Origin of the sequence: Nitrospirillum bahiense (assembly GCF_007828025.1) — a bacterium.
Classification (GTDB): domain Bacteria; phylum Pseudomonadota; class Alphaproteobacteria; order Azospirillales; family Azospirillaceae; genus Nitrospirillum; species Nitrospirillum amazonense.
On record NZ_VITO01000002.1, the window covers coordinates 375462 to 400641 of the forward strand.

Consider the following 25180-nt stretch of genomic DNA (forward strand, 5'->3'; position numbering starts at 1 on the left):
TGGGCCACCCCGCCGGGGCCGGATCCGGCTGGCCAAGGCGCGGCACCGATACCGAGCGTTGACTTGGCGCCCGATCCCCGGCTGGCGGATGGCCTACAGGAAGGGCTGGCGGCTTTGCGCGGCGGGGACGCCCGCCTGGCCCTGGACGGCTATTTCAACAAGATCATTGCCGCCTACGAGGCGCGCTATCGCGACATCAAGGAACGTCTCTATTGCGCCCGCACCCAGGCGGAGGCCAGCCGCTATCTGAAAGAGGCGGCCGTCCGGCAGCAAAGTGTGCGGATCGTGGAGGCGGGGCTGGTGCAGGCCTATGCCTACCGCGCTTATGAATTGATGGTGCTGAACGATACGGCGGGCGCGGTGGAGAGCCTGGAACGGGCACGCGACCTATCGCCAGGCAACGCCGCGATCCTGTCCCGTCTGGCGGCCCTCTACAAGGCACAGCAGAACTTGCCCCAGGCGCTGGAGGCCTATCAGGCGGCGTTGCCGGCGGCGTCCGAACTGTCGCCGGCGGACCGGCGGTGGGGGGAATTGTACGACGCCTATCACGGCCTGGGCGGCGTTTATGCGGCCATGGGTCGCCTGGAGGAGGCTGCCGCGACCTACCAGCAATGTTTGGCGGTGCTGCCGGACGATGACGATGCCAAGGAGGAACTGGCCTATATCCGGCGGCGGCAAGCCAAGGCTCAAGGCCGGACCCCTTAGCCGACTTCACCCCGGCCAATAAGACGCTCAAGGATTCCTCGGGTTTTTCAGGCTGCCGCCGCTGGCAGAGTGGCGGCAACCGTCAAACCTGGGAGCCCATCCATGACCCAATCCGCCGAACCCACCCTGACCCAGCTGTTCGCCGACCTGCACGCCCATCGGGTGGCGACCATGGATCCGGCCCAGCTGCAGATCAACATCGACCAGCGGCGGGAACTGGTGGAGACGGCGGATCGCAGCGCCTTCGTCCGGCCGGGTGACCGGCTGGTAGGTGAGGTGCTGCAGGATGTGGAGGGCGGCACGCTGCACCTGGGCGCGCTGCTGGCCCGGGGGCCGGTGGCGCTGGTCTTCTTCCGCTTCGCCACCTGTCCCGCCTGCAACATCGCGCTGCCCTATTACCAGCGCCATCTGGAGCCGGGCCTGCGCGCCCTGGGCATTCAGCTGGTGGCGGTCAGTCCCCAGGTGCCGGAGCGGCTGGTGGACATCAAGCGCCGCCACGACCTGACCTTCATCGTCGCCAGCGACCGCGACAACACCCTGGGCCGCCGTCTGGGCATCGTCTTCACCGCCAACGCCGCCTCCCAGGCCAGCCAGCTGGCCAAGGGCACCTCGCTGGGGGAGGTCACGGGCACCGGCACTTGGGACCTGCCCATGCCCGCCGTGCTGCTGCTGGACCGCGATGGTGTGGTGCGCTACGCCGACGTCACCCCGGATTGGCTGGCGCGGACGGAGCCCGGCCCCGTCCTGCAAGCCGCGTGCACCCTGGCGTTCCAGGATGCCGCCCACCGCGCGGCGGAATAAGGCTGGAAGCCTTGCGATGCGGGGTCGGGGGCGCTAAACCGGCGCCGCATGGGCCGCCTGCGGCCGGCGCTGGCCCGATGTCTGCGGTTTCCGTTGACTCAGCCAGTGTCGTGCTTATAGTGCCGGCCTTCCCTTCCCGGGAAGGTGGGTCCGGGGGATCTCTCCCCTTGTCCCTGTCCATGGGTTCCGATCCGGATTTATGCCGGAAGGGGCGCCATGGAACTACCGGGACAACAAGCCGCGACAGCGGCACTCTGGAGCTTAGAGATGAGCAAGCGTTTAGAGTCCAAGTACAAGATTGACCGCCGCCTTGGCGTCAACCTGTGGGGCCGTGCCAAGAGCCCGGTCAACCGCCGCGAATATGGCCCCGGCCAGCACGGCCAGCGCCGCAAGAAGCCGTCCGACTTCGGCCTGCAGCTGATGGCCAAGCAGAAGCTGAAGGGCTACTACGCCAACATCGGCGAGCGTCAGTTCCGCCGCATCTATCAGGAAGCCGTCCGTCGCCGTGGCGACACCGGCGAGAACCTGATTCAGCTGCTGGAGCGTCGTCTGGACGCCGTGGTCTACCGCATGAAGTTCGCGCCGACCCCGTTCGCCGCGCGTCAGATCATCAACCACGGCCACATCCTGGTGAACGGCAAGCGCCTGAACATCGCCTCCTACCGCGTGAAGGACGGCGACACCATCGAAGTGCGCCAGAAGGCCAAACAGTTCGCCATCATCCTGGAGTCCGTCGCTTCGGGTGAGCGCGACACCCCCGAGTACGTGCAGGTCGACACCGGCGCGCTGAAGGGCACCTTCGTCCGCGCCCCGAACCTGGCCGACGTCCCGTACCCGGTGACCATGGAACCGAACCTGGTGGTCGAGTACTACTCGCGCTAATCCAGGCTCCTTCCGGAACCGCAAAGATCAGGCCGCGCCCCCCGGGACGCGGCCTTTTCTTTTGGCGCGGCCCGGCTGGCGCGGCCCGAGCCTTCAGCTCCGGGGGCGGAGACGGGGCATCATGCGATCCATGATCCGGTCACGCCACAGCACGACATGGGCGGCCACGGCGGCCACGTGCAGGCCCACCAGGACCAGCAGCACGGTCACCAGGGTTTCATGCACTTCGCCCAAGGCCCGGCCGACGGTGGAGCCCGTGGCCACCAGCGCCGGCAGGTCCAGGATGCCGAACAGGGTCACGGGCCAGCCGCGCCGCGACGCGTCGGCCCATCCGGTCAGCACCAGGGCGAAGACCAGCAGGTACAGCAGGCCGTGGACGGCCGCCGCCGCCCTATGCTGCCACACCGGCAGGGTGGGATCGCTTGGCGGCTGGGGCGTCAGCACCCGCCAGGCCAGGCGCAAGGCCATGACCGTGCCGATGGCCACGCCGAAGGACAGGTGCAGGTTGACCAGGCCCTCCGGCGGCATGCCGCGGCGCAGCTCCGGCATGGTCCAGCCCAAAGCGTATTGCACCACCAGCAGGGCCACCACCAGCCAGTGGAACCCCTTCATGGCGCCGCCGTACTCGGCCAAGGGTGTGCGATCCATTTGTTTCCTCCTTCCAGGTCAACGGCCCCAGGTCGATGGCCCAGGTCAACGGCGCAGGTGATCGGCCCAAAGGGGCTTCACCATCTCCAGGGCCAGCACCATGACGACGGCGGCGGCGAAGGCCACGGCCAGGTCGTCGGCATGCAGGGGCCCGAAGGCGAACAGGGCGGCCGCGGGCGGCCAGGCGAGGGTGGCCGCCATGACCGCGCCCATGACCGCCAGCACCGTCCATAGCGCGGTGTTGGGCCGCAGCAGCGCCGTCAGCGGCGACGCCGCGAAGGAGCGGTTGACCAGCACCAGGCCGAAATTGATCAGCATGAGGGCGACGAAGGCCAGCGCGCGGGCCTGGTCGGCCGGCATGCCGCCGTTCAACGCGGCCATGAACAGCACCGCCACGACGGCGAAGGCGACGAGGCCCTGGGCCAGGCTCCACAGCACCAGCGCGCGGGAAAATAGGGTGCTGCCCGGCGGGCGGGGTGGCCGGCGCATGATGTCCGCCTCCGACCGTTCCGCTTCGAAGACGATGGAGCAGACGGGGTCGATCACCATTTCCAGGAAGGCGATGTGCACGGGGGTCAGCAGCAGCGGCAGGTTCAGCGCCAGCGGCAGCAGCGCCAGGCCGGCAATAGGCACATGGACCGCCAGGATGTACCCCATGGCCTTGCGCAGATTGTCATAGATGCGCCGTCCCAGCCGGATGGTGTGGACGATGGACCCAAAGTCATCGTCCAGCAGCACCAGGGACGCCGCCTCGCGCGCGACGTCCGTGCCACGGCCGCCCATGGCGATGCCGATGTCCGCCGCCTTCAGCGACGGCGCGTCGTTCACGCCGTCCCCGGTCATGGCCACGATCTGGCCGTCCGCCTGCAGGGCCTTCACGATCGCCAGCTTGTGCGCGGGGCGGGTGCGGGCGAACAGGGCGGCCCCCCGGATGCGGGCCGCCTGTTCCTGGGGCGGCAGGCCGTCCAGTTCCGCCCCGGTGACCAGGGGACCGTCGGGCAGGCCGGCCTGGATGGCGATGGCGCGGGCGGTTTCGGGATAATCCCCCGTGATCATCACCACGCGGACCCCCGCCGACAGGCAATCCCGCACCGCCGCCGGCACCTCCGCCCGCAGCGGATCGCTGAAGCCCACTAGGCCCAGCAGGTGGCAAGGATAGTCGCGGCGGTCGGTGGGCAGCGGGCCATGCGCCTCGCCGCCGGCGACGGCCAGCACGCGCATGCCGTCGCCAGCCAGGCCGTCCACGGCGCGCAGCATCGCCGCATGCGCCTGCCGGTCCAGCCGGCATAGCGCCGCCACCGCCTCCGGCGCGCCCTTGGCCGCCACGATGGCCCCGCCCTGCGGCGGCTGCCAGACCTGGGTCACCGCCGGCAGGCCCGGCTCCAGCCCATGTTCCCGCGCCAGGACCCAGGAGGGCTCTGGTGGATGCAGGCTCAGGCGTTCGCCCAGGTCGTGGAAGGCGCGCTCCATGGGATCGAACGGGTTGGGGGCGCTGGCCAGGATGCCATGCCACACCAGCGTGCGGATGGCGGCGGCGGCCTCTGTATCACCGGGCGTCAGGCGTCGCGCCAAGTCGCCGGCGTCCCGCATCTCGGCGATGGCCATGCGGTTTTGCGTCAGGGTTCCGGTCTTGTCCGTGCACAGCACCGTGGCGGCGCCGAGCGCCTCGATGGCGGCGGCGCGGCGGGTCAGGACCCGCGCCCGCGACAGGCGCCACGCCCCCATGACCATGAACACGGTCAGCACCAGGGGGAACTCTTCCGGGATCATCGACATGGTCACGGCCAGTCCGGCGAGCGCGCCTTGCAGCCAGCTTCCCCGCGCCAGGCCGTAAAGTACCATGACCAGGACGCTGACGGCCAGGCCGGCCACGGCCACGCCGCGGACCAGGCGGCGTGTCTGCCGATTCAGGCGGGTGGGCTCCGGATGGATTCCCCCGAGGGCCAGCCCGATCTTGCCGATTTCACTGTGACGGCCCGTGGCGATGGTGGCGCCGCAGCCGCGGCCGCGCACCACCAGGGTGCCGGAAAAGGCCAGGGGCAGGTCGTCGCCCCCTGGGGTGGCGGCGGCGTCGTCCGGGCCGCCGGGGCGTTTGCGCACCGGCGCGGATTCCCCGGTCAGCAGGGATTCGTCCACCTCCAGATCCTGGGTGGACAGGAGGTGGATGTCGGCTGGCACCCGGTCGCCTTCCTCCAGGAACACGATGTCGCCGGGCACCACCTCCCGTCCCGGAATGCGGACGCGCGCGCCATCGCGCAGCACCTGGGCCCGGGGGCTGGTCAGGGTACGCAGCGTGTCCAGCACCCGCTCGCTCCGGCTTTCCTGGGCGGCGGCGATGCCGACCGACGCGGTGGCGAAGGCCAGCAGCATCAGGCCTTCGCGCAGGTCGCCCAGCACGAGGTAGATAAGGGCGCTGGCCACCAGCAGGCCGAACATGGGTTCGGCCAGGATACCCAGCAGGATGCGGAGGAAGGGGCGCCTGTCCGGCCGGGGCAGTTCGTTGTAGCCCTCGGACACCAGCCGCCGTGCCGCTTCCGTGGCGGACAATCCGGCGGTCGGAACTGGGTCGCGCGGCATCATGGCACCGGGGGGCGGATACGCTGTTCAGGCGGAGGTAGTGTGCCGCGATGCGGGGGCGGGGACCTTGATTCAGGTCAGGGCGTTGGGGGATACCCGCCGCCCTCGCGCCTCTTTGCCGCGCCCCTATCCAGGGCGTGGTCTTTTCTTTTGGTTATGGCGATGCGATGCTGCGCCATCACACCAGCAGCGGCCGGCAGGGCCAGCGGGGGAGCGGCATGGAACGGGTCACGGGCATTGGCGGCGTCTTCATGAAGGCGCGGGATGTGAAGGCGTTGAGCGCCTGGTACCGTGACGCCCTGGGTGTCCCGCTCAGCCCGTATTTCGCCGGCGCCAAATTCAGCTGGCCTGAGGGACAGCGCCCCGACCGGCCGGGCACCACCGCGTGGAGTCTGTTCCCTGAGGACAGCACTTACTTCGCCCCGTCTACGGCGCCCTTCATGATCAATTTCCGGGTGGACAACCTGGATGCCATGCTGGCGCAACTGCGGGCCTTCGGCGCCGCCGTGGACGAGCGGGTGGAGCAGAGTGAATTCGGCCGCTTCGGCTGGGTCATGGATCCGGAAGGCAACCGGGTCGAGCTGTGGGAACCGCCCCCCGGCAAGTAATCCTGCGTTCCGTTAACTCCGCGCTCCGTCTGCCCGCTGGCGGACCTCGTGTGCCTGTCGGCAGCCCGGCCCTGCGTCTGCGGGATGCCTGGGCGGAAGTTCCCTGCCTGCCAATATCCTATCCAAAAAAATGAAACATGCCCGCTTGGCGCAGGGGATGTTTGCACGCCTGGGTGGAGAATGTGGCGGAGTTCAGGCTAAGGCCTAGGCCGAATTAAATAATGTTTGCAAATATGAATGATTTTATTGAGCGCGACCTATTACGATGGTCATGTATCAGGTATATCTAATGGATGTCTCGGTAACGGGTCTACTAGACGGAAGAATCCGTTTCTAGAGCATAAATGAAGCAGGATTTTTAATCTCCCTGCGTAACAGGAAAGTCACGGAGAGAACCTGTGACTTGTGGACGCATCCCAGCCTGGATTGATCCGGAGAAGGTTGCCGTTCGCCCAATCACTGTAATGGGGATTTGGTCTTGTCGAACGCCTATGCCAAGAATTGGGACAGTCAAAGTCGCGCCGGTACCCCGGCGTCCCGCCCCGCGCGGACCGTCCATAGCCAGGGCGGCACGATAGAACGGCTGCGGCGGCGCTTCGCCGATTTGCCGGCACCGGTGATCGTCTATAACAAGTCGCATTCCGGCAGCCGGCTGCTGGCCCAGATGCTGGACGACCAGGGCGTGTTCATCGGCGGCAAACTGAACGAGTCCAACGACGCCATGGCCATCCTGCCCCTGGTCGAACGGCTGGTGGAGGACTACTACCCCGATTACCACGCGCTTTGGGACCGGGAGTGGCCCACCGACCTTGAGGCCCTGTTCGTCACCGCGATGATGGAGCATCTGGCGGGCTATGACGGGCATTCGCCCTGGGGCTGGAAGCTGTGCGAGACGACCTACATCGTTCCCATCATCGCCGCCGTCTTCCCCGAGGCGCGTTTCATCCACCTGCTGCGCGACGGGCTGGATGTGGCCTTCAGCGACCATGTGCCGCCCCAGGCCCGCTTCTGGCGCAAGGTTTATTTCAATAATGGCGACATCCAGGGCTGGCGCGGCCTGTCCATGACCAACCGCGCCTACGTCCGCCGGCCGCACGTCTACAACGCCCTGCACTGGATGAATTCGGTGGAGGTGGGGCGTACCTACGGCGCCATGCTGCAGGAACGTTACCTGGAGGTGCGGTACGAGGATTTGTGCCAGGACTTCATCCCCACCTCCCGCCGTATCCTGGCCTTCATGGGGCAGGTGGCAGACGAGGCCGCGCTGATGAGGCGGTCCGCTTCCGTGCGCAAGGGCGCCATCGGCAAGCATCATCGCCACCGCCGGCAGCGGCGCCAGGTGGTTCGCCTGATCGAGCCCACGCTGTTGTCCCTGGGATATCTGGAGGCGCCTAGCCAGCCCACGCTGTTGTGGCGCCTGCGGGAGCGCTGGTACAGCGTGCTGCGCGAGGCGGGCAAGGGCTGGGACCGACTGCGGAGGCGGGGGCGACGCCCATAGGTCAGCCGGCGGCCTTGCTCAGGCGTCGGCGGTTGGCGCGCACCTTGCGGCGGTAATGGGCCAGCACCTTGGCGGCGGCGCCGTCGGCGGTGGTGCCCAGGCCGCCGGTCAGCGCCCGCATCTGCAGGTCCAAGCCGGCGGCGATCTTCTCGCTCACCATCCGCTGCGCCTCCGTCTGCGCGGCGGCCCCACCGGCCGCCAACTTCATGGTGCGCAGGGTGATGACCTGCAAGGCTTCCATGCCCAGCAGCCAGCTGTCGAAGCCATTGCGCATCCAGGCGTTCTTCGCCATCGGTGTCTCCGCGATCGGGGGCAAGCCCGACTTAAACGGGGCGCGGCCAATCTTTGTTCCGACACTCCCATAACCATCCCCTGGAACAAAATCCGGTTCCTCGGGGTTCTTGTCGGCGTTGGCCCAGTCTTGTGGGGCCGCTCTCAAGAATTGAGAGATCGAGAACCGAGAAACAAGGAGATCGCGGCGATGCGATATGGGCTGTTATGGCTGCTGGGGGTGCCGTTACCCGTCCTGATCATCATCTATCTGATGTTTCATTAAGGGCCTGGTGTTCCATAAAGGGACGGCGCCGCGACCGCGTCAGGCGGCATCCCAGCGAGCTGAAAGCACAAAGCGAAAGGGCCGCGCCCGGCATCCCGGGGCGGCCCTTCGTCAATTCTCAGCCCTGGGTGATCAGGCGGCGGCCTGGGCGGCGACGCCCTTCTCGGCCAGCAGCTGCACCAGCTCACCCGACTCATACATGTCGCGGATGATGTCGCAGCCGCCCACGAACTCACCCTTCACATACAGCTGCGGGATGGTGGGCCAGTTGGTGAATTCCTTGATGCCCTGGCGCAGGGCCGGGTCGACCAGGATGTCGATGCCCTTGAACTTCACGCCCAGGTGGCTCAGCACCTGCACGACGGCGGCGGAGAAACCGCACTGCGGGAAAACGGGGGTGCCCTTCATGTAGAGCACGACGTCGTTTTCGGTGATGTCGCGGCGGATGCGCTCTTCGACGGTCTTGTCCATGTACGATCGATCCTCTGGTGCCGGGGCTGCCTTCCTCACGCGGGGAAGACGGTCGGCGGTCTAAACCAAGCCGGCCAAACGGGGCCGGTGTCGCTGGCGCCCATGATACCGCTGGCGGCGGCCTGGTTCACCCAACAACGTGTACCCGTCATAAATGAGCGCGCGCCGGGCGTCTGTCCAGAGGGAATAGCCGGCGCATCGCCCCGCGATGTTCGCGGATCAGTCTTGCGTGGCCGCCGTGGTCAGGGCCAGGGCGTGCAGTTCATTGCCCATGCGCCCGCCCAGGGCCGCGTAGACCATCTGGTGCTGCGCCACCCGGCTCTTGCCTTTGAAGGCCGCCGCGGTGACGTAGGCGGCATAATGGTCGCCGTCGCCCCGCAGATCCTCGATACGCACCTCGGCGCCCGGAATGCCTTCCCGGATCAGGCGCTCGATTTCAGAGGCGTCCATGGCCATAAGTTATTTCCTTTCTATGTTCCCTCAGGCGCCGGGCGGCCGCATCCGCGGCCTTGGCTTGTCCTCGCTGTGCCCTGCGGTGCTCGCTCCGGCGCCCGCAGTCGCGGGCTACGCTGGCATGAATAAGTCATGCCAGCGCTCCCGTCTGCTTAGGCGTCGCCGGCCATGTAGCCGGGCAGCCAGCCTTCGTGCACCTCGCGCAGGTCGGCCAGCGCCAGGGCGCCGCCGCCCAGGCCGGTGATGGCGTCGCCGCCCACCGTGCCCAGGGTGGTGACCGGTACACCGGCGGCCTTGGCGGCGTCGGTGACGGCGGCCACATCGCCGGCGGCCACGGTGACCAGATAGCGGCCCTGGTCCTCACCGAACAGCAGGCCGGCGTCCGCCGCCTCCAGGCCAGTCAGGGCGATGCCCTTCTTGCCGCGCAGGGCCATTTCCGCCAGGCCCACGGCCAGGCCGCCATCGGCCAGGTCGTGGCAGGCGGTCAGCGTGCGGGCCTCGATCAGGCCGCGCACCAGGTCGCCGGCGCGGCGCTCGGCCGCCAGGTCGACCGGCGGCGGGGCGCCTTCCTCACGGCCGTGCACCTCGCGCAGGTACAGCGACTGCCCGACATGGCCTTTCGTCTCACCGAACAGCAGGACCACGTCACCCTCGGCCTTGACGCCGCTGCCGATGGCCAGGGTGCTGTCCTTCAGCAGGCCCACGCCGCCGATGGCGGGGGTGGGCAGGATGCCTTCGCCATTGGTCTCGTTGTACAGGCTGACGTTGCCCGACACGACGGGGAAGTCCAGGACGCGGCAAGCCTCCGCCATGCCTTCGATGCAGCCGGCGAACTGCCCCATGATGCGGGGCTTCTCCGGGTTGCCGAAGTTCATGTTGTCGGTGATGGCCAGGGGCAGGGCGCCCACGGTGATGATGTTGCGGTAGGCCTCGGCCACTGCCTGGGCGCCGCCGCGCACCGGGTCGGCGTAGCAGTAGCGCGGGGTGCAGTCGGTGGTCATGGCCAGCGCCTTGGGCGTGCCGTGCACCCGCACCAATGCCGCGTCACCACCAGGCCCGATCATGGTGTCGGCACCCACCTGGCTGTCGTACTGCTCCCAGATCCAGCGGCGGGAGGCGAGGTCCGGCGTGCCCATCAGGGCCAGCAGGGTGTCGCGGGCCGATGCCTTCAGCGGGGCGTCCGCCGCGGCGATCTCGGCCTGCGGCGGGGTCGGCTCCGTCGGGCGGTTGTACAGCGGCGCCTTGTCGAACAGGGGCGCCAGCTCCACGTCGCACCAAGTGTGGCCGTGCATGCGGATGACCATGCGGCCGTTGTCCGTCAGCTTGCCGATGACGGCGAAGTCCAGTTCCCACTTGTCGAAGATGCGCTTGGCCTCTTCCTCGCGGCCCGGCTCCAGGATCATGAGCATGCGTTCCTGGCTTTCCGACAGCATGATCTCATACGGGGTCATGCCGGCTTCGCGCTGGGGAACGGCGTCGAGATCCAGGTCGATGCCCAGGCCGCCCTTGCCCGCCATCTCGACGGAGGAGGAGGTGAGGCCGGCGGCGCCCATGTCCTGGATGGCGACGATGGCGTCGGTGGCCATCAGCTCCAGGCAGGCCTCGATCAGCAGCTTCTCGGTGAAGGGGTCGCCCACCTGCACCGTCGGGCGCTTGGCCTCGCTGTCCTCGGTGAACTCGGCGGAGGACATGGTGGCGCCGTGGATGCCGTCGCGGCCAGTCTTCGACCCCACATAGACGACGGGCTTACCCACGCCGGCGGCCTTGGAATAGAAGATCTTGTCCGTCTGGGCCACGCCCACGGTCATGGCGTTGACCAGGCAGTTGCCGTTGTACGCCTTGTGGAAGTTGGTCTCGCCGCCCACGGTGGGCACGCCGACGCAGTTGCCGTAGCCGCCGATGCCGGCCACCACGCCCGCCACCAGGTGACGGGTCTTGGGGTTGGCGGGCTCCCCGAAGCGCAGGGCGTTCAGGTTGGCCACGGGGCGGGCGCCCATGGTGAAGACGTCGCGCAGGATGCCGCCCACGCCCGTCGCCGCACCCTGGTAGGGCTCGATGAAGCTGGGGTGGTTGTGGCTTTCCATCTTGAAGATGGCGGCCTGGCCGTCGCCGATGTCGATGACGCCAGCGTTCTCACCGGGGCCGCAGATCACCCAGGGCGCCGTCGTCGGCAGCTTCTTCAGCCACACGCGCGAGGATTTGTAGGAGCAGTGCTCCGACCACATGACGGAATAGATGCCCAGTTCCGTCAGGGTGGGCGTGCGACCCACGCTTTCCAGCATGCTGGCGTATTCGTCGGGCTTCAGGCCGTGCTCGGCCGCCAGCTCGGCGGTAACCTTCGGTTCGCGGTCAGGGGTGTGGGTGACGCTCACGACAGGCTCTCCAGCAGGCTGGTAAACAGGGCGCGGCCATCGGTGTTGCCGTGCTGCGGGTCAAAGGCGCGTTCGGGGTGGGGCATCATGCCCAGGACGGTGCGCGTCTCGTTGAAGATGCCGGCGATGTTGTTGGTGGCGCCGTTGGGGTTGCCGGCCGCGTTCACCACGCCGTTGGCGTCGGTGTAGCGGAAGGCCACGCGGCCCTCGCCTTCCAGGCGCTTCAGCGTCTCCTCATCCGCGACGTAGTTGCCCTCGCCATGGCCCACCGGAATGCCGATGTGCTGGCCCGGGGTGTAGTGGCGGGTGAAGGCGCTGTCGGTGTTCTCCACCTTCAGATCCACCGTCTTGCAGATGTACTTCAGCGACTGGTTGCGGATCAGCGCGCCGGGCAGCAGCCCCGCCTCCGTCAGGATCTGGAAGCCGTTGCAGACGCCGATAACCTTCACACCCTGGGCGGCCCGTTCCTTCACCACCCGCATGACGGGGGAGTTGGCGGCCATGGCGCCGCAGCGCAGATAGTCGCCGTAGGAAAAGCCGCCGGGAACGGCGATGACGTCGACCTCGGGCAGGTCGGTGTCGCGGTGCCAGGCGTGGAAGGTCTTGTGGCCGGAAACCTGTTCCAGGGCCACGGCGATGTCCCGTTCACAGTTGGAACCGGGAAAGACGATGACGGCGGACTTCATGGGGGCCGCAAATCCGATCGTTGGAGGCCGGGGAAGGCGGGATGCCCACCGATCCTAAGCCGGCGCAACACCCGTCGTCTTGTGGGGCGGAAGCTAGCCGCGCCGCTGGTCGAATGCAAGGCGTGGGGGTGGGGGGCTACCCCGCGCGGATGTGGGGGCGTGGCGACCGCTAGGGATGGGGGCCGGCGCCTTCGCAGCGGCCTTTGATGCACCTCATGGCCGCAGGCCGGACGGGGTGCTTCGATGGGGGTGGCCGGGACGGTGTGCCGGCCAGCAACGGAGGACGACGCCATGCCGTACGCGACCACCAATCCCTATACTGGCGAATTGCTGAAGACCTTTCCCGACGCCACCGACGCGGAGGTCGATCGCGCCCTGTCGGACGCCCACGCCGCCTTCCTGGCCTGGCGGGAAACGCCTTTCGCCCATCGCGCCGGCGTCATGCAGAAAGCGGCCGACATCCTGCGTGCCGAGGCCGACGCCTATGCCCGGCTGCTGACGCTGGAGATGGGCAAGCTGTTCACCGAGGCGAAGGCGGAGGTGGAACTGTCCGCCCGCATCTTCGAATATTACGCCGAGAAGGCGGAGGCGCTGCTGGCGCCGGAGAAACTGCCGGTGGCCGACCCGGCGGAGGGCGAGGCCGTGCTGGTGTGCGAGCCGCTGGGCGTGCTGCTGGCCATCGAGCCGTGGAACTTCCCCTATTACCAGATCGCCCGCATCATCGCCCCGCAGCTGTCCGCCGGGAACACGATGCTGCTGAAGCACGCCTCCAACGTGCCGCAGTGCGCCGCCGCGTTCGAGGGGCTGATGCGCCAGGCGGGCCTGCCCGACGGCGCTTTCCGGAACCTGTACGCCACCCGGGACCAGATCGAGCGCATCCTGAACGACCCGCGCGTCCACGGCGTGGCCCTGACGGGGTCGGAGGCGGCGGGCGCGGTGATCGCGGCCCAGGCGGGCAAGGCGCTGAAGAAATCCACCATGGAACTGGGCGGGGCCGACGCCTTCGTCGTGCTGGCGGACGCCGACATGGACAAGACCGTCAAGTGGGCGGTGTTCGGCCGGCATTGGAACGGCGGCCAGGTCTGCGTCTCCTCCAAGCGCATGATCATCGTGGATGATGTCTATGACCAGTTCCTGGACCGCTACATCAACGGCGTCGCCGGGCTGAAGGCGGGCGATCCCTTCGACGCCGCGACCACCCTGGCGCCCCTGTCGTCGCAAGGGGCCGCCGACGAGGTGAAGCAGAAAATCCGCGAGGCGGTCGCCAATGGCGCCAAGGCGATCGAGGTGGGCCCCAAGGTCCCCAACCAGGGCGCCTTCGTCCAGCCCACCATCCTGACGGAGGTGGGGGAGGACAACCCCGCCCGCTACTGGGAATTCTTCGGCCCCGTCTCCATGCTGTTCCGCGCCAAGGACGAGGACGACGCGGTGCGCATCGCCAACGACTCCCCCTTCGGCCTGGGCGGCTCAGTCTTCACCCGCGACACCCAGCGCGGGGCGGCGGTCGCGGCCCGCATCTCCACCGGCATGGTCTTCGTCAACCACCCGACCATGGTGAAGGCCGACCTGCCGTTCGGCGGCATCCGCCGTTCCGGCTACGGCCGCGAATTGCTGGGGCTGGGCATCAAGGAGTTCGTGAACCACAAGCTGATCGACGTGGTCGATATCGACGCGCCGTTCTGAGCGTTCTGAGCGTTGGGGGGCGACACGCGGGCGCGGTCTCATGCCGCGCCCGCGTGTTCATGCATCGTCAGGCTGGGCCGACGCTTGGCACCAGCGTCGCCTTTTCCAGCGACAGTTCCACCGTGGCCGGCTTCAGCCCCTGGGCCTTGGCGGTCACGCGCACCGTGCCGGCTTGGCGGCCCGTCTGCGCGATGGCGCCGCACAGGCCCTTGAAGGCCTTGCGATAGGGGGCGTGGTCGGGTTCCAGGCTGGTGGGGTCGCCGTTGCCCACACCCAGCAGGCGGGCGCCGCCCTCGATGGTGAAGGTCACCAGGTTGTCGGCATTGGGCACCAGGCGGCCCTTGGCGTCGACTACGCTGGCCGACAGCACCGCCACGTCGTCGCCGTCGGCCAACAGCGTGACGCGGTCGGCGGCCAGGGTCAGGGCGTGGGCCGGGCCGGCGGTTTCCTGACGCTGGGTCAGCACGCGCCGGCCGTCCTTGTAGCCGTGGGCCTCGATGGCGCCCGGCTGGTGGGGCACGGTCCATTCCAGGTGGCGGTTGCGGGTGACGTCCTTGCGCCCCAGGCTGCGGCCGTTCACGAACAGCTCCACCGCGTCCAGGTTGCTGTGGCACCAGACGGCGATGTCCTGGCCCTCCCGCCCCGGCCAGGTCCAGTGGGGGAACAGGTGCAGGTGCGGCTGATCCGGCCGCCACCAAGCGCGGTAGTAGTGGTAGTTGTCCTTGGGGAAGCCGCACAGGTCCAGGATGCCGAAGTTGGACACGGTGTTGGGCCAGTCGATGAAGGGCGTCGGCTCCCCGCGATAGTCGAAGCCCGTCCAGGCGAAGCCGCCGGAGAGGAAGGGGCGGCTGTCGTAGAAGGTCCACCACTGTTCCGCCGTGCTGGCCCACTTGGGATATTCGGTGTCGTAGGCGGGGACGTAGTGGCGGGCGTCGTCATGGGCATAGACGCCGCGGGTGCAGACGGTGCTGGCCGTTTCCGTGCCGATCATGGGCTGGCTGGGGAAGCGGGCGTGGAAGGCGTCAATCTCATCCAGGTAGTAGTTGAAGCCCATGACGTCCAGCACCGGGCTGGCGCCCTGGCCGAACTTGCCGTTGAACGCTTCCGTCACCGGGCGGGTGCCGTCCAGGCGGTATACGGCGCGCTTCATGCTGGCGGCGATGCGGGCGCCCTGTTCCGTGCCGCGGTGGATTTCCTCGTTGCCGATGCTCCACAGGAAGACGCTGGGGCGGTTGCGGTCGCGCCGCACCATGCGTTCCAGCTGGCTCATGCCCTCCGGGTTGCTGGACATCTGGCGGGTCTCCTCCATCACCAGGATGCCCAGCCGGTCGCAGGCGTCCAGCAAGGCCGGCGCCGGCGGGTGATGGGTGGTGCGCCAGGCGTTGGCGCCCATCTCCTTCAGCCGTTCCACGCGATAGGCGTGCAGGCGGTCGGGCACGGCGAAGCCCACGCCGGCATGGTCCTGGTGGTTGCAGGTGCCCTTCACCTTCACCGGCCGCCCGTTCAGGAAAAAGCCCTGGTTGGCGTCGAAGCGCAGGGTGCGGATGCCGAAGGGGGTGTGATAGCGGTCGACCACCGCCCCGCCCACGCTGACCTCCGTCACCAAGGTGTGGAGGTTGGGCGCCTCCAGCGACCACAGGGCGGGTGAGGGCAGGGTGGCGGTCTGCGTCACGGCGCCGGTGTCCCAGGCGCCCAGGGGCAAGGGGGTGGCCTCCAATTGCAGGACGGCCGTGCCATCGGGGCCCAGCACGGTGCTGCGGACCGTGAGATCCGCAGCCGGCCCCTCGTTAGCCAGCTCGGTGGTGATGGTAAGGTCGGCGCCCTTGGGCGTCACCGTGCTGCGCACGAAGGTGCCCCATTGCGGCACATGGGCGGGGGCGGTCTTCATCAGCCAGACATGGCGGTAGAGCCCGGCGCCCTCATACGACCAAGCCTCGCCCAGGGTGGCGTCCACGCGGATGACCAGGGTATTGGCGCCGCCCAGGATGGCGAAATCGGTGATGTCCACGCGGAAGGGGGCGTAGCCGCTTTCGTTGGTGGCGACGATGAAGCCGTTCAGCACCACCAGGCAGTTGCGGGCAACCCCGTCGAACTCCAGCGACAGGCGGCGCCCGGCGTCACTGGCGGGCAGGGTGAAGCTGCGGCGGTACCAGCCCACACTGGTTTCGGGGAACTGCCGGCCCAGGGGCTTGAAGCCCTGGTAGGCCATGGCCTCCGCCGCGTCCTTGCCCGGCAGCCGCGCCTGGGTGAAGGGCAGGTCCACCGCCCAGTCGTGCGGCAGGGTGACGGCGGCCCAGTCCTTGTCGTCGAAATCGGCCTTGGCCACCGGGGCGCTGAGATCGCCGGACTTGGCGTAGGTGCTGCGGTCGGTGCCGAAACCGAAATCCTGCAGCGGGTCGGCGGCATGACCCAGGTGGAAGCGCCAGCCGTCATTCATGCGCAGCCGCTCGCGCGGGCCCAGGTCGGCGGGTACGGGGATAGGGGAGGCCGCCGCGACCTGCGCCGACGCCGCCATCGCGGAAGGAATACCGGCCGGCGTCACGCCCAGCGCGGTCCCAAGGGTGGGCAGTGTGGCGGCGGTGGCCAGCAGGCGGCGGCGGGTCAGGTCAGGCATGGCAAGCGTCCCCAGGGTGCGGCGGATTATAAATATTATATAATATCCAATTTGCGCGACGTAAAAGCCTTATGACCGTTAAGATGCTTGATTGGCGTGCAGGCGCGATGACGCGGTTCAATCCCATGAAGCGGCTTTGGATATGGCGGGGCGATGAGCTATCATGAGGATCAATGGAGGACAGTGCGATGCAGCTTCAGGGCTTTATGCCACAAGGCATCATCGGGACATGGCGGCGCTTCGGCGTTGTCGGTCCGGTCTATGAAATCGTCAGCAAGGAACAAGATCTTCCGGATGGAGACACGCTGATGCGCGTCCGCGTCGTTGAGACTGGCGAGGAGCTTGCCTACAAGTTGACGGATATATTGGATGATCCGAAGGAACGTTGACCTTGTTCGCCATAGCTTTTGATCTGGTGGTGGCCGACACGGTTCAACACCACCCCAGTCATAATGCCTCCCAGGCTTACGCTGATATCCGCGCGACGTTGACTGGGCTTGGTTTCGAATGGCGACAGGGTAGCCTTTACACGACAGACAACGACAGTATGGCGTCGATCTTTGCCGCTATTTCGGCCCTGAAGGCATTGCCTTGGTTCCCGCTATCTGTTCGCGACATTCGTGCTTTTCGCGTCGAAAACTGGTCCGACTTCACGGCCATTGTTAAAGGGGCTTAACGGCCCACCCGCCGGCCCCGTTCCTCCGCGCGCAGGGTCAGGACGCGCACGCCGGTGGCGGTGACGGCCACGGTGTGCTCGAACTGGGCGGATAGCGTGCCGTCCACCGTCACCACCGACCAGCCGTCGTCCTTCGTTTCCACCTTGGCGCCGCCCTGGTTCAGCATGGGTTCGATGGTGAAGACCATGCCTTCCTTCAGGCGCAGGCCCGTGCCCGGCTTGCCGAAGTGCAGGATCTGCGGTTCCTCGTGCATCTCCCGGCCGATGCCGTGGCCGCAATATTCCCGCACCACGGTGTAGCCGTTGCGCTTGGCGTGGCGCTCGATGACATGGCCGATGTCGCCCAAATGGGCACCGGGGCGCACCTGGCGGATGCCGTGCCACAGCGCCTCGTACGTCGTCTGCACCAGGCGCCGCGCGGCCGGCGCCACCGCGCCGATCAGGTAGGTCTTGCTGGAATCGGCGATGTAGCCGTTCTTCTCCAGCGTGATGTCGAAGTTGACGATGTCGCCGTCCGCCAGGATGTCGGTGGCGGAGGGCACGCCGTGGCAGACGACCTCGTTGCGGGAGCAGTTCAGGACGTAGCCATAGCCATACTGCCCCTTGCTGGCGGGCCGGGCGTGCAGCTGGTTGACGATGTAGTCCTCGACCCGGTCGTTGACTTCCAGGGTGCTGAGGCCGGCCAGGGGCATGTCGTCCAGCATCTGGAAGACGCTGGCCAGCAGGCGTCCGGCCTCCCCCAGCTTTTCGATCTCGTCGGGGCGCTTGACCATTATGGGGTGGGTTCCAGCTGATGGGGTTCCGGTTCCAGATGGACGGAGGCCATCTTCAACTGGATGCGCAGGATATCGTTCAGCGACAGGGTTGGGTTGGCCTCCGCCAGCATGCCGATCTTCATCCAGTATTCGGCCTGGGCGTTGATGGACCGGCACAGCACGGTGCTGGCCTTGCGCACCTCCTCATGCAGGTCGTCGTCGATCTTCACGATGCCCATGGGGCTCTCCAATATACGAAACGTATATGATTCATATATGGAGTGGCCGGTGCCGTCAATCGGCGCTGTCGATTCCGGATAGTCCGGTTTTGGGGTGTCGACTCATCTTGACCAGGCGGTCGACTCCGGATTAGAACATAACAAGAACACCATCCCCCGCACGCGAGAGACCAAGGCAGCATCCCCATGCCCGCCATTCCTCCCCCCATTTCCGCAGCCAAGCCAACAGCTTGCCCCGAAGCGGGGCAGGCTGAGGGCGTCCATGCCCTGGACCGCCAGCGCCTGCTGGCGGTGCTGCGGGAACAGGTGCGCGCGGTGGAGGCGCCGGGGACCGGCCGGGGTGTCGTGCCCCTGGGCGTGCCGGCGGTGGACGCCCATCTGCCGGCGGCCGGCCCGGGGGAAGGTGGCGCCCACGGCCTGCCGCGCGCCGCCCTGCATGAGGTGGCGGCGGCGGGCGATCTCGATGCCGGCGCCGCCACGGCCTTCACCGCCCTGCTGGCCGCCCGCCTGGCGGAACAGGTGCGCGGCCCCATCCTGTGGATGACCCGGGCACCCGACCTGTACGCCCCCGGGCTGGACGCCCAGGGCGTGGGGCCCGGCCGGCTGGTGGTGGTGCATGCCGCCTGCGAGGTCGACCTGCTGTGGGCCATGGAGGAGGCGTTGCGCTGCCCGCGCGTGGGCGCCGTGGTGGGGGAGGCCGGCGGGCTGGACCTGACGGCCAGCCGCCGCCTGCACCTGGCGGCGGAAACGGGCGGCGTGCCGGGACTGCTGTTGCGCCTGAACGGGGGCAAGGGGGGCGCCATGAAGGGCTTGAAGGGTGCTGGGCGGGGCAGCGGGCGGGGCAGCACCCAGGCCACCGCCGCCGTCACCCGCTGGCAGGTGGGCACGGCGCCCATCTACGCTGATGACAGCGCCGCTTCGGCCTTCACCGGCCCCGCCTGGCGGGTGGAGCTGTTGCGCTGCCGCGGTGGCCGGCCAGGGGCTTGGACCCTGTATGAACGCGAGGGGTTGAGGCTGGAGGCGGCGGGCCAGGTGGCCGTGCCGGCGCCGGAGACGCCCCCGCCCGCCTCGGCGGTTGTGCCCTTCACCTCCACCCAATTCCCCTCGACTGGGCGCGCGGTGGGCTGATTCCATGCGCCGCATCCTTTCCCTCTGGCTGCCCACCTTCGCCACCGACCGTGTCGCCCGGGGACTGACGCCGCCGCTGCCTGCGGACGACGCCCTGGTGACCCGCCTGTCGGACCGGGGGCGCCTGACCGTGGCGGCGGTGAACGCGGCGGCGCGGGCCAAGCGCCTGGTGCCGGGCATGGGCCTGGCCGACGCCCGCGCGCTGGAACCCCAGGTGCGGGTGGTGGACGCCGATCCCGAGGGCGATCTCGCGGCGCTGGAGCGGCTGGCCGACTGGGCCCGGCGCTACACGCCCTGGACGGCGGTGGACCCCAGCGATCCGCCGGGTTTCGGCCCCAAAGGTCTTGGTGGGGGGCCCGGCCTGCTGATGGACATCACCGGCTGCGCCCATCTGCTGGGTGGGGAGCATGAGCTGCTGCTGGACCTGGAGCGCCGGCTGGCCAAGGCGGGGTTCGAGGGGCGGGGCGCCATCGCCGACAGCATTGGCGCCGCCTGGGCGCAGGCCCGCTTCGGCGCCCAGCTGGTGGTGCCGCCGGGCGGGGCTGCCGAGGCCCTGGCCGACCTGCCGCTGCCGGCCCTGCGTCTGGGCGGCGACCTGGTGGCCAGCCTGCGCCGCGTGGGCCTGCGCCGGGTGGGCGAACTGATGCGCACGGCCCAAGGAACAGGGGGGCAAGGGTCCAAGAACCGGGCGGCGCTGGCGGCGCGCTACGGCGCCCAGGTCGCCCTGCGCCTGGACCAGGCCCTGGGCTGGGTGGATGAGCCGTTGTCGCCCCGCCGCGCGCCCACCCGCCACATCGCCCGCCTGACGGTGGTCGACCCCATCTCCACCCCCGAAGGCCTGGCCCAGGCGGTGCGCCACCTGCTGGGTCGGGTGGCGGCCAGCCTGACCGCGGCGGGGGAGGGCGCGCGCTCGCTGGAGCTGGAGGCCTGGCGCATCGACGCCGGCCATGAAGCGCCGCCCCAGGTGCTGAGCGTGGGCGCCAGCCGCCCCAACCGCGACCCGGCCCATCTCTGGCGCCTGCTGGAACCGCGCATGGACCAGCTGGAGCCGGGGGCGGGCTTTGAAACCATGGCCATTTCCGTCACCCACGCCGCCCCCTTCGATGGCGGCCAGGCGGTGCTGAGCGGCGACGGGCTGGCCGACCTGGCGGGACCGCCGGCGGCGAAGGGTGGAGAGGCGGCCGCTGCCGGCAACCCCCTGGTGGCCGATCCGCCCATCGCGGAACTGGTGGACCGGCTGGGCGCCCGCCTGGGGCCTGGCCGGGTGCTGCGCCTGCTGCCCCGGCAAAGCTGGATACCGGAACAGGCGGTGCGGGCGGTGCCGGCCGAGGCGCAGGACAACAGCCCGCCAGCGGCCCCGCCGGCGGCCGCACCGCTCGCCTGGCCCGCCGACCGGCCGCGTCCCATCCGCCTGCTGCCTCGGCCGGAGGCGGTGGAGGTGGTGGCCCCCATTCCCGACGACCCACCCCTGCTGTTCCGCTGGCGCGACCAGACCTATCGCGTGGGCCGGGCCGAGGGGCCGGAGCGCCTGCTGCCGGAATGGTGGGAAGGGGGGGAGCGCCGCCCCAACCCGAACCCCGAGCCCCGCGACTATTACCGGGTGGAGGATGCCGAGGGCCGGCGCTTCTGGCTCTATCGCCTGGGTCTCTACCACGCCGGCGGCCCGCCGCCCCGCTGGTTCCTGCACGGCTTTTTCGGGTGACGTCCGCCCCCAGCCCCTAGCCGTGACCGTTTGAGGATGCGCCCCGGAGCGCAGCGACTAGGCCGCGACTGCGGCCGCCGGAAGTTTCCGGGGAGCGTAGCGGACCGGAAACTGAGGACAAGCCAAGCCAGCGGATGCTGGCGCCCGGCGTCTGAGGGAACATGCAAAGCTACTCCGAACTTCAAGTCGCCAGCAATTTCAGCTTCCTGCGCGGCGCCTCCAAGGCCGGCGAACTGGTGAAGGCGGCCAAGGCGCTGGAGCATCGCGCCATGGCGCTGACCGATCGCAACAGCTTGGCGGGGGTGGTGCAGGCGCATGCGGCGGCGCGCGAGCTTGACTTCCGCCTGGTGGTGGGGGCGCGGCTGGACTTGACGGACGGCCCCTCGCTGCTGTGCTGGCCCACCGACCGCGCGGCCTATGGCCGCCTGTCCAGCTTGCTGACGGTGGGCATGCGCCGGGCGCCCAAGGGGCAATGCTTCCTGACCCGCGCGGATGTCGAGGCGCATGCCGCCGGCCAGATGATGGCGGTGGTGCCGCCGGACACTCTTGACGCGGACTTCACCGCCGACCTGGCCGATTACCGCCGCCGTTTCGGCCGCACCCTCAGCCTGTGCCTGACCCATCGCTACCAGGGCGACGACGCCCGGCGGCTGGATCGGCTGGCGGCCTTGGCCGAGGTGCACGGCCTGTCGCCGCTGGCCACCAACGACGTGCATTACCACCACCCCGGCCGGCGGGCGCTGCAGGACGTGATGACCTGCATCCGCGAGCATTGCACCATCCAGACGGCGGGCTGGCGCCTGGCCGCCAATGCCGAGCGCCACCTGAAACCACCGGAAGAGATGGCGCGCCTGTTCCACCGCCATCCCCGCGCCCTGGGGCGCATCCGCGACATCGTGGAGGCCTGCACCTTCTCCATCAGCGAACTGCGGGTCGATTACCTCTACCCGTCGGAGGTGAAAGGGGGTGAGACACCACAGGGCCGCCTGGCCCAGCTGACGGCGGAGGGGGCCCGCAAACGGTACCAGGCGGGCGTGCCGGAAGATGTCCAAAAGCAGATCGACAAGGAATTGGCCCTGATCGGGGAGCTGGGCTACGCCTCCTACTTCCTGACGGTCTATGAGATCGTGAGGTTCGCCAACGAGCAGGGCATCCTCTGCCAGGGGCGGGGATCCGCCGCCAACTCCGCCGTCTGCTATTGCCTGGGCATCACCTCCATCGACCCGGTGGAAAGCGGGCTGCTGTTCGAGCGCTTCATCTCCAGCGCGCGCAATGAGCCGCCGGACATCGACGTGGATTTCGAGCATGAGCGGCGGGAGGAGGTGATCCAGCACATCTACGAGAAGTACGGCCGCGACCACGCCGCCATCGCCGCCACCGTCATCTGCTACCGCTCGCGCGGGGCGGTGCGCGACGTGGGCAAGGCCATGGGCATGAGCCAGGACACGGTGGCCCAGCTGTCGGCCATGATCTCCGGCTGGGGCACCGGCACGCCGGAGGAGGAGCGGGCGCGGGAGGCCGGGCTGGACCCCGACGACCCGCTGCTGCGCCAGGTGCTGGATCTGACGGGCCAGATCTCGAAATTCCCCCGCCACCTGTCGCAGCATGTCGGCGGCTTCGTCATCACGCCCAAGCCGCTGGCGACATTCTGCCCCATCATGAACGCGGCCATGGAGGACAGGCAGAACATCGAGTGGGACAAGGACGATCTGGACGCCGCCGGCCTGATGAAGGTCGATGTCCTGGGCCTCGGCATGCTCAGCTGCCTGCGCCGGGCGTTCACCCTGCTGCGGGATCATTACGGCCGCGACTTGACGCTGGCCACGGTTCCGCAGGACGACGTGGCGACCTACGACATGCTGTGCGCCGCCGATACCCTGGGCGTGTTCCAGGTGGAGAGCAGGGCGCAGATGTCCATGCTGCCCCGCCTGCGCCCCCGTGAGTTCTATGACCTGGTGGTGCAGGTGGCCATCGTCCGCCCCGGGCCCATCCAGGGCGGCATGGTCCATCCCTACCTGCGCCGCCGCCAGGGGCTGGAGCCGGTGGACTATCCGTCCGAGGCGTTGAAGAAGGTGCTGAAGAAGACGCTGGGCGTGCCCCTGTTCCAGGAACAGGCCATGCAGATCGCCATCGTCGGCGCCGGCTTCACCGGGGCGGAGGCCGACGCCCTGCGCCGGGCCATGGCCAGCTTCCGCAAGCTGGGCGACATCGACACGTTCGAGGAGAAGTTCCGCGCCGGCATGCTGAAGAACGGCTACACGGCGGAATTCGCCGAGCGCTGCTTCAACCAGATCAAGGGCTTCTCCACCTATGGCTTCCCGGAAAGCCATGCCGCCAGCTTCGCCAAGCTGGTTTACGTCTCCGCCTGGATCAAATGCCACTATCCCGATGTCTTCGCCTGCGCCCTGCTGAACAGCCTGCCCATGGGCTTCTACGCCCCGGCGCAGATCGTGCGCGACGCCCGGGACCATGACGTGGTGGTGCTGCCGCCGGACGTGAACCATTCCGATTGGGACAGCCGGCTGGAGCCGCCGGCGCGGGGGCAGCGTTTCCAGACCCTGCGCCTGGGCCTGCGCCTGGCCAAGGGCCTGAGCGAGGCGGCGGTGCGGCCGCTGCTGGAGGCGCGGGGGCATGAGCCCTTTGCCAGCCCGCATGATCTGTGGCGCCGCGCCCGCTTGGCGCCGCGCACCCTGGAACTGCTGGCGGAGGCCGACGCCTTCCAGTCCATGGGCCTGGACCGGCGCCAGGCGCTGTGGGCGGTCAGCGCCCTGGGCGAACGGCTGCCGCCCCTGCTGGACCTGGCGCTGAACGCGGAGGAGGAGGGGACGGGCGACCCGTGGGCGGAGGACCCGTCCATCGCCACCCTGCCGGCCATGACCCTGGGCGAGCACCTGGTGGAGGATTACACCCGCCTGTCCCTGTCGCTAAAGCGCCATCCCATGAGCCTGGTGCGCGACGACGTGGTGGCCCGGCTGGAGCGGTTCGCGGCGGAGCCCAAGGAGAGGATGGTCCGCCGCTATCCCCTGATGCGCATGGAGACGCTGGAGACCCTGGCCGACGGCAGCCGCGTGGCCCTGGCCGGCCTGGTGCTGGTGCGCCAGCGGCCGGGCAGCAGCAAGGGCGTCATCTTCATCACGCTGGAGGATGAGAGCGGCATCGCCAACCTGGTGCTGATGCCCGAGACCTTCACTGCCTTCCGCCGCCACATCCTGGGCAGCCGCCTGCTGCTGTGCCTGGGGCGGGTGGAGAAGGTCATCGCCCCCACCCAGGACCGGGGCCCCAGCGCCACCCCCGTCACCCATGTGCGCGCCGAGCGCCTGATCGATTACTCCGACCTGCTGTCCCGCCTGGACGAACCCACCGGTGCGGCCCCCGCCCGCCGCGCGGACGCGACCTTTCCGGATGGGCGGAACTTCAGGTGATGTTGACCAACTCGACCAACCCTGGTGGTGATGCTATGTTTGGTCAAGTTGGTCAGGAGGGTGCCATGGCTGATCCCGTAAATCTGTATGACGCGAAAACACATCTGTCGCAGTTGGTTGAGCGCGCCGCTGCGGGTGAGGAGATCATCATCGCGAAGGCTGGGCGCCCCATGGCACGCCTTGTGCCGCTGGAGGCGTTGGGAGGACCGCGTGTGCCCGGCCTATGGAAGGGGGAGATTGAAATCGGCCCTGATTTCGATGCGCCATTGCCGGACGAAATCGCCCGCGCTTTTGGAAGTGGTGTTCCGTGAGACTGCTGATCGACACGCACATTCTGCTTTGGTGGATGGCGGACGATCCGGCGCTGCCCGCCGCCGCCAGAACGGCACTGCAGGACCGACGTTCGCAGATCTTCGTGAGCGCGGCGTCAATCTGGGAAATTTCGATCAAGAGCGCCCTTGGTCGGCTGATATTCCCATTGCATGGCATTGAGGAACGATTGGCGAAGGCCGGTTTCATGCCTCTCGGCATCGACATAGCCCACGCGGCAAGGGCGGGAGCGCTACCGCCGCACCACCAGGATCCCTTCGACCGGATGCTGGTGGCCCAGGCGCAACTTGAAGGGCTGACGCTTGTCTCCGTCGATGCGATCATTCGCCGATATGCGGTCGCCGTCCTCGGTCATGATGGCTGAGGCCGGGGAG

General features: G+C 68.5%; 23 protein-coding genes. 13 read left to right on the top strand and 10 right to left on the bottom strand.

The genetic code is table 11. The features are described from left to right. The first annotated feature begins 63 nt into the window (after window positions 1-63). From FBZ88_RS04365 to rpsD, 3 genes are all read left to right on the top strand, one after another. Window positions 64-705: a tetratricopeptide repeat protein gene (locus FBZ88_RS04365; protein WP_211102508.1), complete on the top strand. Its 642-nt coding sequence runs from the start codon at window positions 64-66 to the stop codon at window positions 703-705. A gap of 102 nt (window positions 706-807) precedes the next feature. Beyond that, window positions 808-1506 (top strand): peroxiredoxin-like family protein, encoded by a 699-nt coding sequence (locus FBZ88_RS04370; protein WP_145615590.1) that lies wholly within the window; start codon window positions 808-810, stop codon window positions 1504-1506. Between the two features lie 267 nt (window positions 1507-1773). Next, entirely contained in the window at window positions 1774-2388 is a 615-nt protein-coding gene (gene rpsD, locus FBZ88_RS04375) for a 30S ribosomal protein S4 (protein ID WP_145615591.1), read from the top strand. A gap of 93 nt (window positions 2389-2481) precedes the next feature. Here rpsD and FBZ88_RS04380 read toward each other — a convergent pair whose 3' ends face one another. Continuing rightward, window positions 2482-3036, bottom strand: a complete 555-nt coding sequence (locus FBZ88_RS04380) for a cytochrome b (RefSeq protein ID WP_211102509.1) — start codon at window positions 3034-3036, stop codon at window positions 2482-2484. 45 nt (window positions 3037-3081) lie between these two features. Continuing rightward, window positions 3082-5583: a cation-translocating P-type ATPase gene (locus FBZ88_RS04385; protein WP_246138487.1), complete on the bottom strand. Its 2502-nt coding sequence runs from the start codon at window positions 5581-5583 to the stop codon at window positions 3082-3084. A 197-nt stretch (window positions 5584-5780) separates the two neighbouring features. Here FBZ88_RS04385 and FBZ88_RS04390 point away from each other — a divergent pair, with 197 nt between their 5' ends. Beyond that, window positions 5781-6221 (top strand): VOC family protein, encoded by a 441-nt coding sequence (locus FBZ88_RS04390; protein ID WP_211102510.1) that lies wholly within the window; start codon window positions 5781-5783, stop codon window positions 6219-6221. 478 nt (window positions 6222-6699) lie between these two features. Beyond that, a complete protein-coding gene (locus tag FBZ88_RS04395; RefSeq protein ID WP_145615593.1) occupies window positions 6700-7719 on the top strand; it encodes a sulfotransferase family protein in 1020 nt (339 codons plus the stop codon). Between the two features lies 1 nt (window position 7720). On the opposite strand, the gene FBZ88_RS04400 is transcribed toward FBZ88_RS04395, so the two are convergent. From FBZ88_RS04400 to purQ, 5 genes are all read right to left on the bottom strand, one after another. Beyond that, window positions 7721-8011 carry a hypothetical protein gene (locus tag FBZ88_RS04400; RefSeq protein WP_004272926.1) on the bottom strand — a complete coding sequence of 97 codons (291 nt, stop codon included), beginning with the start codon at window positions 8009-8011 and terminating at the stop codon, window positions 7721-7723. A gap of 396 nt (window positions 8012-8407) precedes the next feature. Next, window positions 8408-8746, bottom strand: a complete 339-nt coding sequence (gene grxD, locus FBZ88_RS04405) for a Grx4 family monothiol glutaredoxin (RefSeq protein ID WP_004272927.1) — start codon at window positions 8744-8746, stop codon at window positions 8408-8410. 219 nt (window positions 8747-8965) lie between these two features. Further along, the gene (locus FBZ88_RS04410; protein ID WP_040846404.1) at window positions 8966-9202 is read right to left on the bottom strand and encodes a BolA family protein; all 237 of its coding nucleotides are present in this window, start codon (window positions 9200-9202) and stop codon (window positions 8966-8968) included. Window positions 9203-9351: 149 nt separating this feature from the next. Next, window positions 9352-11481: a phosphoribosylformylglycinamidine synthase subunit PurL gene (purL, locus tag FBZ88_RS04415; RefSeq protein ID WP_411861187.1), complete on the bottom strand. Its 2130-nt coding sequence runs from the start codon at window positions 11479-11481 to the stop codon at window positions 9352-9354. Window positions 11482-11567: 86 nt separating this feature from the next. Then, on the bottom strand, window positions 11568-12257 hold the full coding sequence (gene purQ, locus FBZ88_RS04420) for a phosphoribosylformylglycinamidine synthase subunit PurQ (RefSeq protein ID WP_145615594.1): 690 nt from the start codon (window positions 12255-12257) through the stop codon (window positions 11568-11570). A 291-nt stretch (window positions 12258-12548) separates the two neighbouring features. Here purQ and FBZ88_RS04425 point away from each other — a divergent pair, with 291 nt between their 5' ends. Then, window positions 12549-13940 carry an NAD-dependent succinate-semialdehyde dehydrogenase gene (locus tag FBZ88_RS04425; RefSeq protein WP_145615595.1) on the top strand — a complete coding sequence of 464 codons (1392 nt, stop codon included), beginning with the start codon at window positions 12549-12551 and terminating at the stop codon, window positions 13938-13940. 67 nt (window positions 13941-14007) lie between these two features. On the opposite strand, the gene galA is transcribed toward FBZ88_RS04425, so the two are convergent. Beyond that, on the bottom strand, window positions 14008-16554 hold the full coding sequence (galA, locus tag FBZ88_RS04430; protein ID WP_186464192.1) for a beta-galactosidase GalA: 2547 nt from the start codon (window positions 16552-16554) through the stop codon (window positions 14008-14010). 188 nt (window positions 16555-16742) lie between these two features. Here galA and FBZ88_RS04435 point away from each other — a divergent pair, with 188 nt between their 5' ends. Both FBZ88_RS04435 and FBZ88_RS04440 read left to right on the top strand, forming a co-directional pair. Beyond that, window positions 16743-16943, top strand: a complete 201-nt coding sequence (locus FBZ88_RS04435) for a DUF5397 family protein (RefSeq protein ID WP_145615596.1) — start codon at window positions 16743-16745, stop codon at window positions 16941-16943. 2 nt (window positions 16944-16945) lie between these two features. Next, window positions 16946-17230: a virulence factor gene (locus tag FBZ88_RS04440; protein ID WP_145615597.1), complete on the top strand. Its 285-nt coding sequence runs from the start codon at window positions 16946-16948 to the stop codon at window positions 17228-17230. On the opposite strand, the gene map is transcribed toward FBZ88_RS04440, so the two are convergent. Both map and FBZ88_RS04450 read right to left on the bottom strand, forming a co-directional pair. Then, the gene (map, locus tag FBZ88_RS04445; protein ID WP_145615598.1) at window positions 17227-18003 is read right to left on the bottom strand and encodes a type I methionyl aminopeptidase; all 777 of its coding nucleotides are present in this window, start codon (window positions 18001-18003) and stop codon (window positions 17227-17229) included. The genes FBZ88_RS04440 and map overlap by 4 nt on opposite strands. Continuing rightward, window positions 18003-18224 (bottom strand): ParD-like family protein, encoded by a 222-nt coding sequence (locus FBZ88_RS04450; RefSeq protein ID WP_145615599.1) that lies wholly within the window; start codon window positions 18222-18224, stop codon window positions 18003-18005. Before FBZ88_RS04450 ends, map begins: the two co-directional genes overlap by 1 nt. 186 nt (window positions 18225-18410) lie before the next feature. Between FBZ88_RS04450 and FBZ88_RS04455 the strand changes: the two genes are divergently transcribed. The 5 genes from FBZ88_RS04455 to FBZ88_RS04475 all read left to right on the top strand — a co-directional run bounded on the left by FBZ88_RS04455 (window position 18411) and on the right by FBZ88_RS04475 (window position 25170). Then, window positions 18411-19352, top strand: a complete 942-nt coding sequence (locus FBZ88_RS04455) for an ImuA family protein (RefSeq protein WP_145615600.1) — start codon at window positions 18411-18413, stop codon at window positions 19350-19352. A gap of 4 nt (window positions 19353-19356) precedes the next feature. Next, a complete protein-coding gene (locus tag FBZ88_RS04460; RefSeq protein WP_145615601.1) occupies window positions 19357-21054 on the top strand; it encodes a DNA polymerase Y family protein in 1698 nt (565 codons plus the stop codon). A 161-nt stretch (window positions 21055-21215) separates the two neighbouring features. Continuing rightward, window positions 21216-24476 (top strand): error-prone DNA polymerase, encoded by a 3261-nt coding sequence (locus FBZ88_RS04465; protein WP_145615602.1) that lies wholly within the window; start codon window positions 21216-21218, stop codon window positions 24474-24476. Next, the gene (locus tag FBZ88_RS04470) at window positions 24476-24787 is read left to right on the top strand and encodes a type II toxin-antitoxin system Phd/YefM family antitoxin (protein ID WP_246138488.1); all 312 of its coding nucleotides are present in this window, start codon (window positions 24476-24478) and stop codon (window positions 24785-24787) included. Before FBZ88_RS04465 ends, FBZ88_RS04470 begins: the two co-directional genes overlap by 1 nt. After that, entirely contained in the window at window positions 24784-25170 is a 387-nt protein-coding gene (locus tag FBZ88_RS04475) for a type II toxin-antitoxin system VapC family toxin (protein WP_145615603.1), read from the top strand. The genes FBZ88_RS04470 and FBZ88_RS04475 overlap by 4 nt, the downstream gene beginning before the upstream one ends. Window positions 25171-25180: the final 10 nt, after the last annotated feature.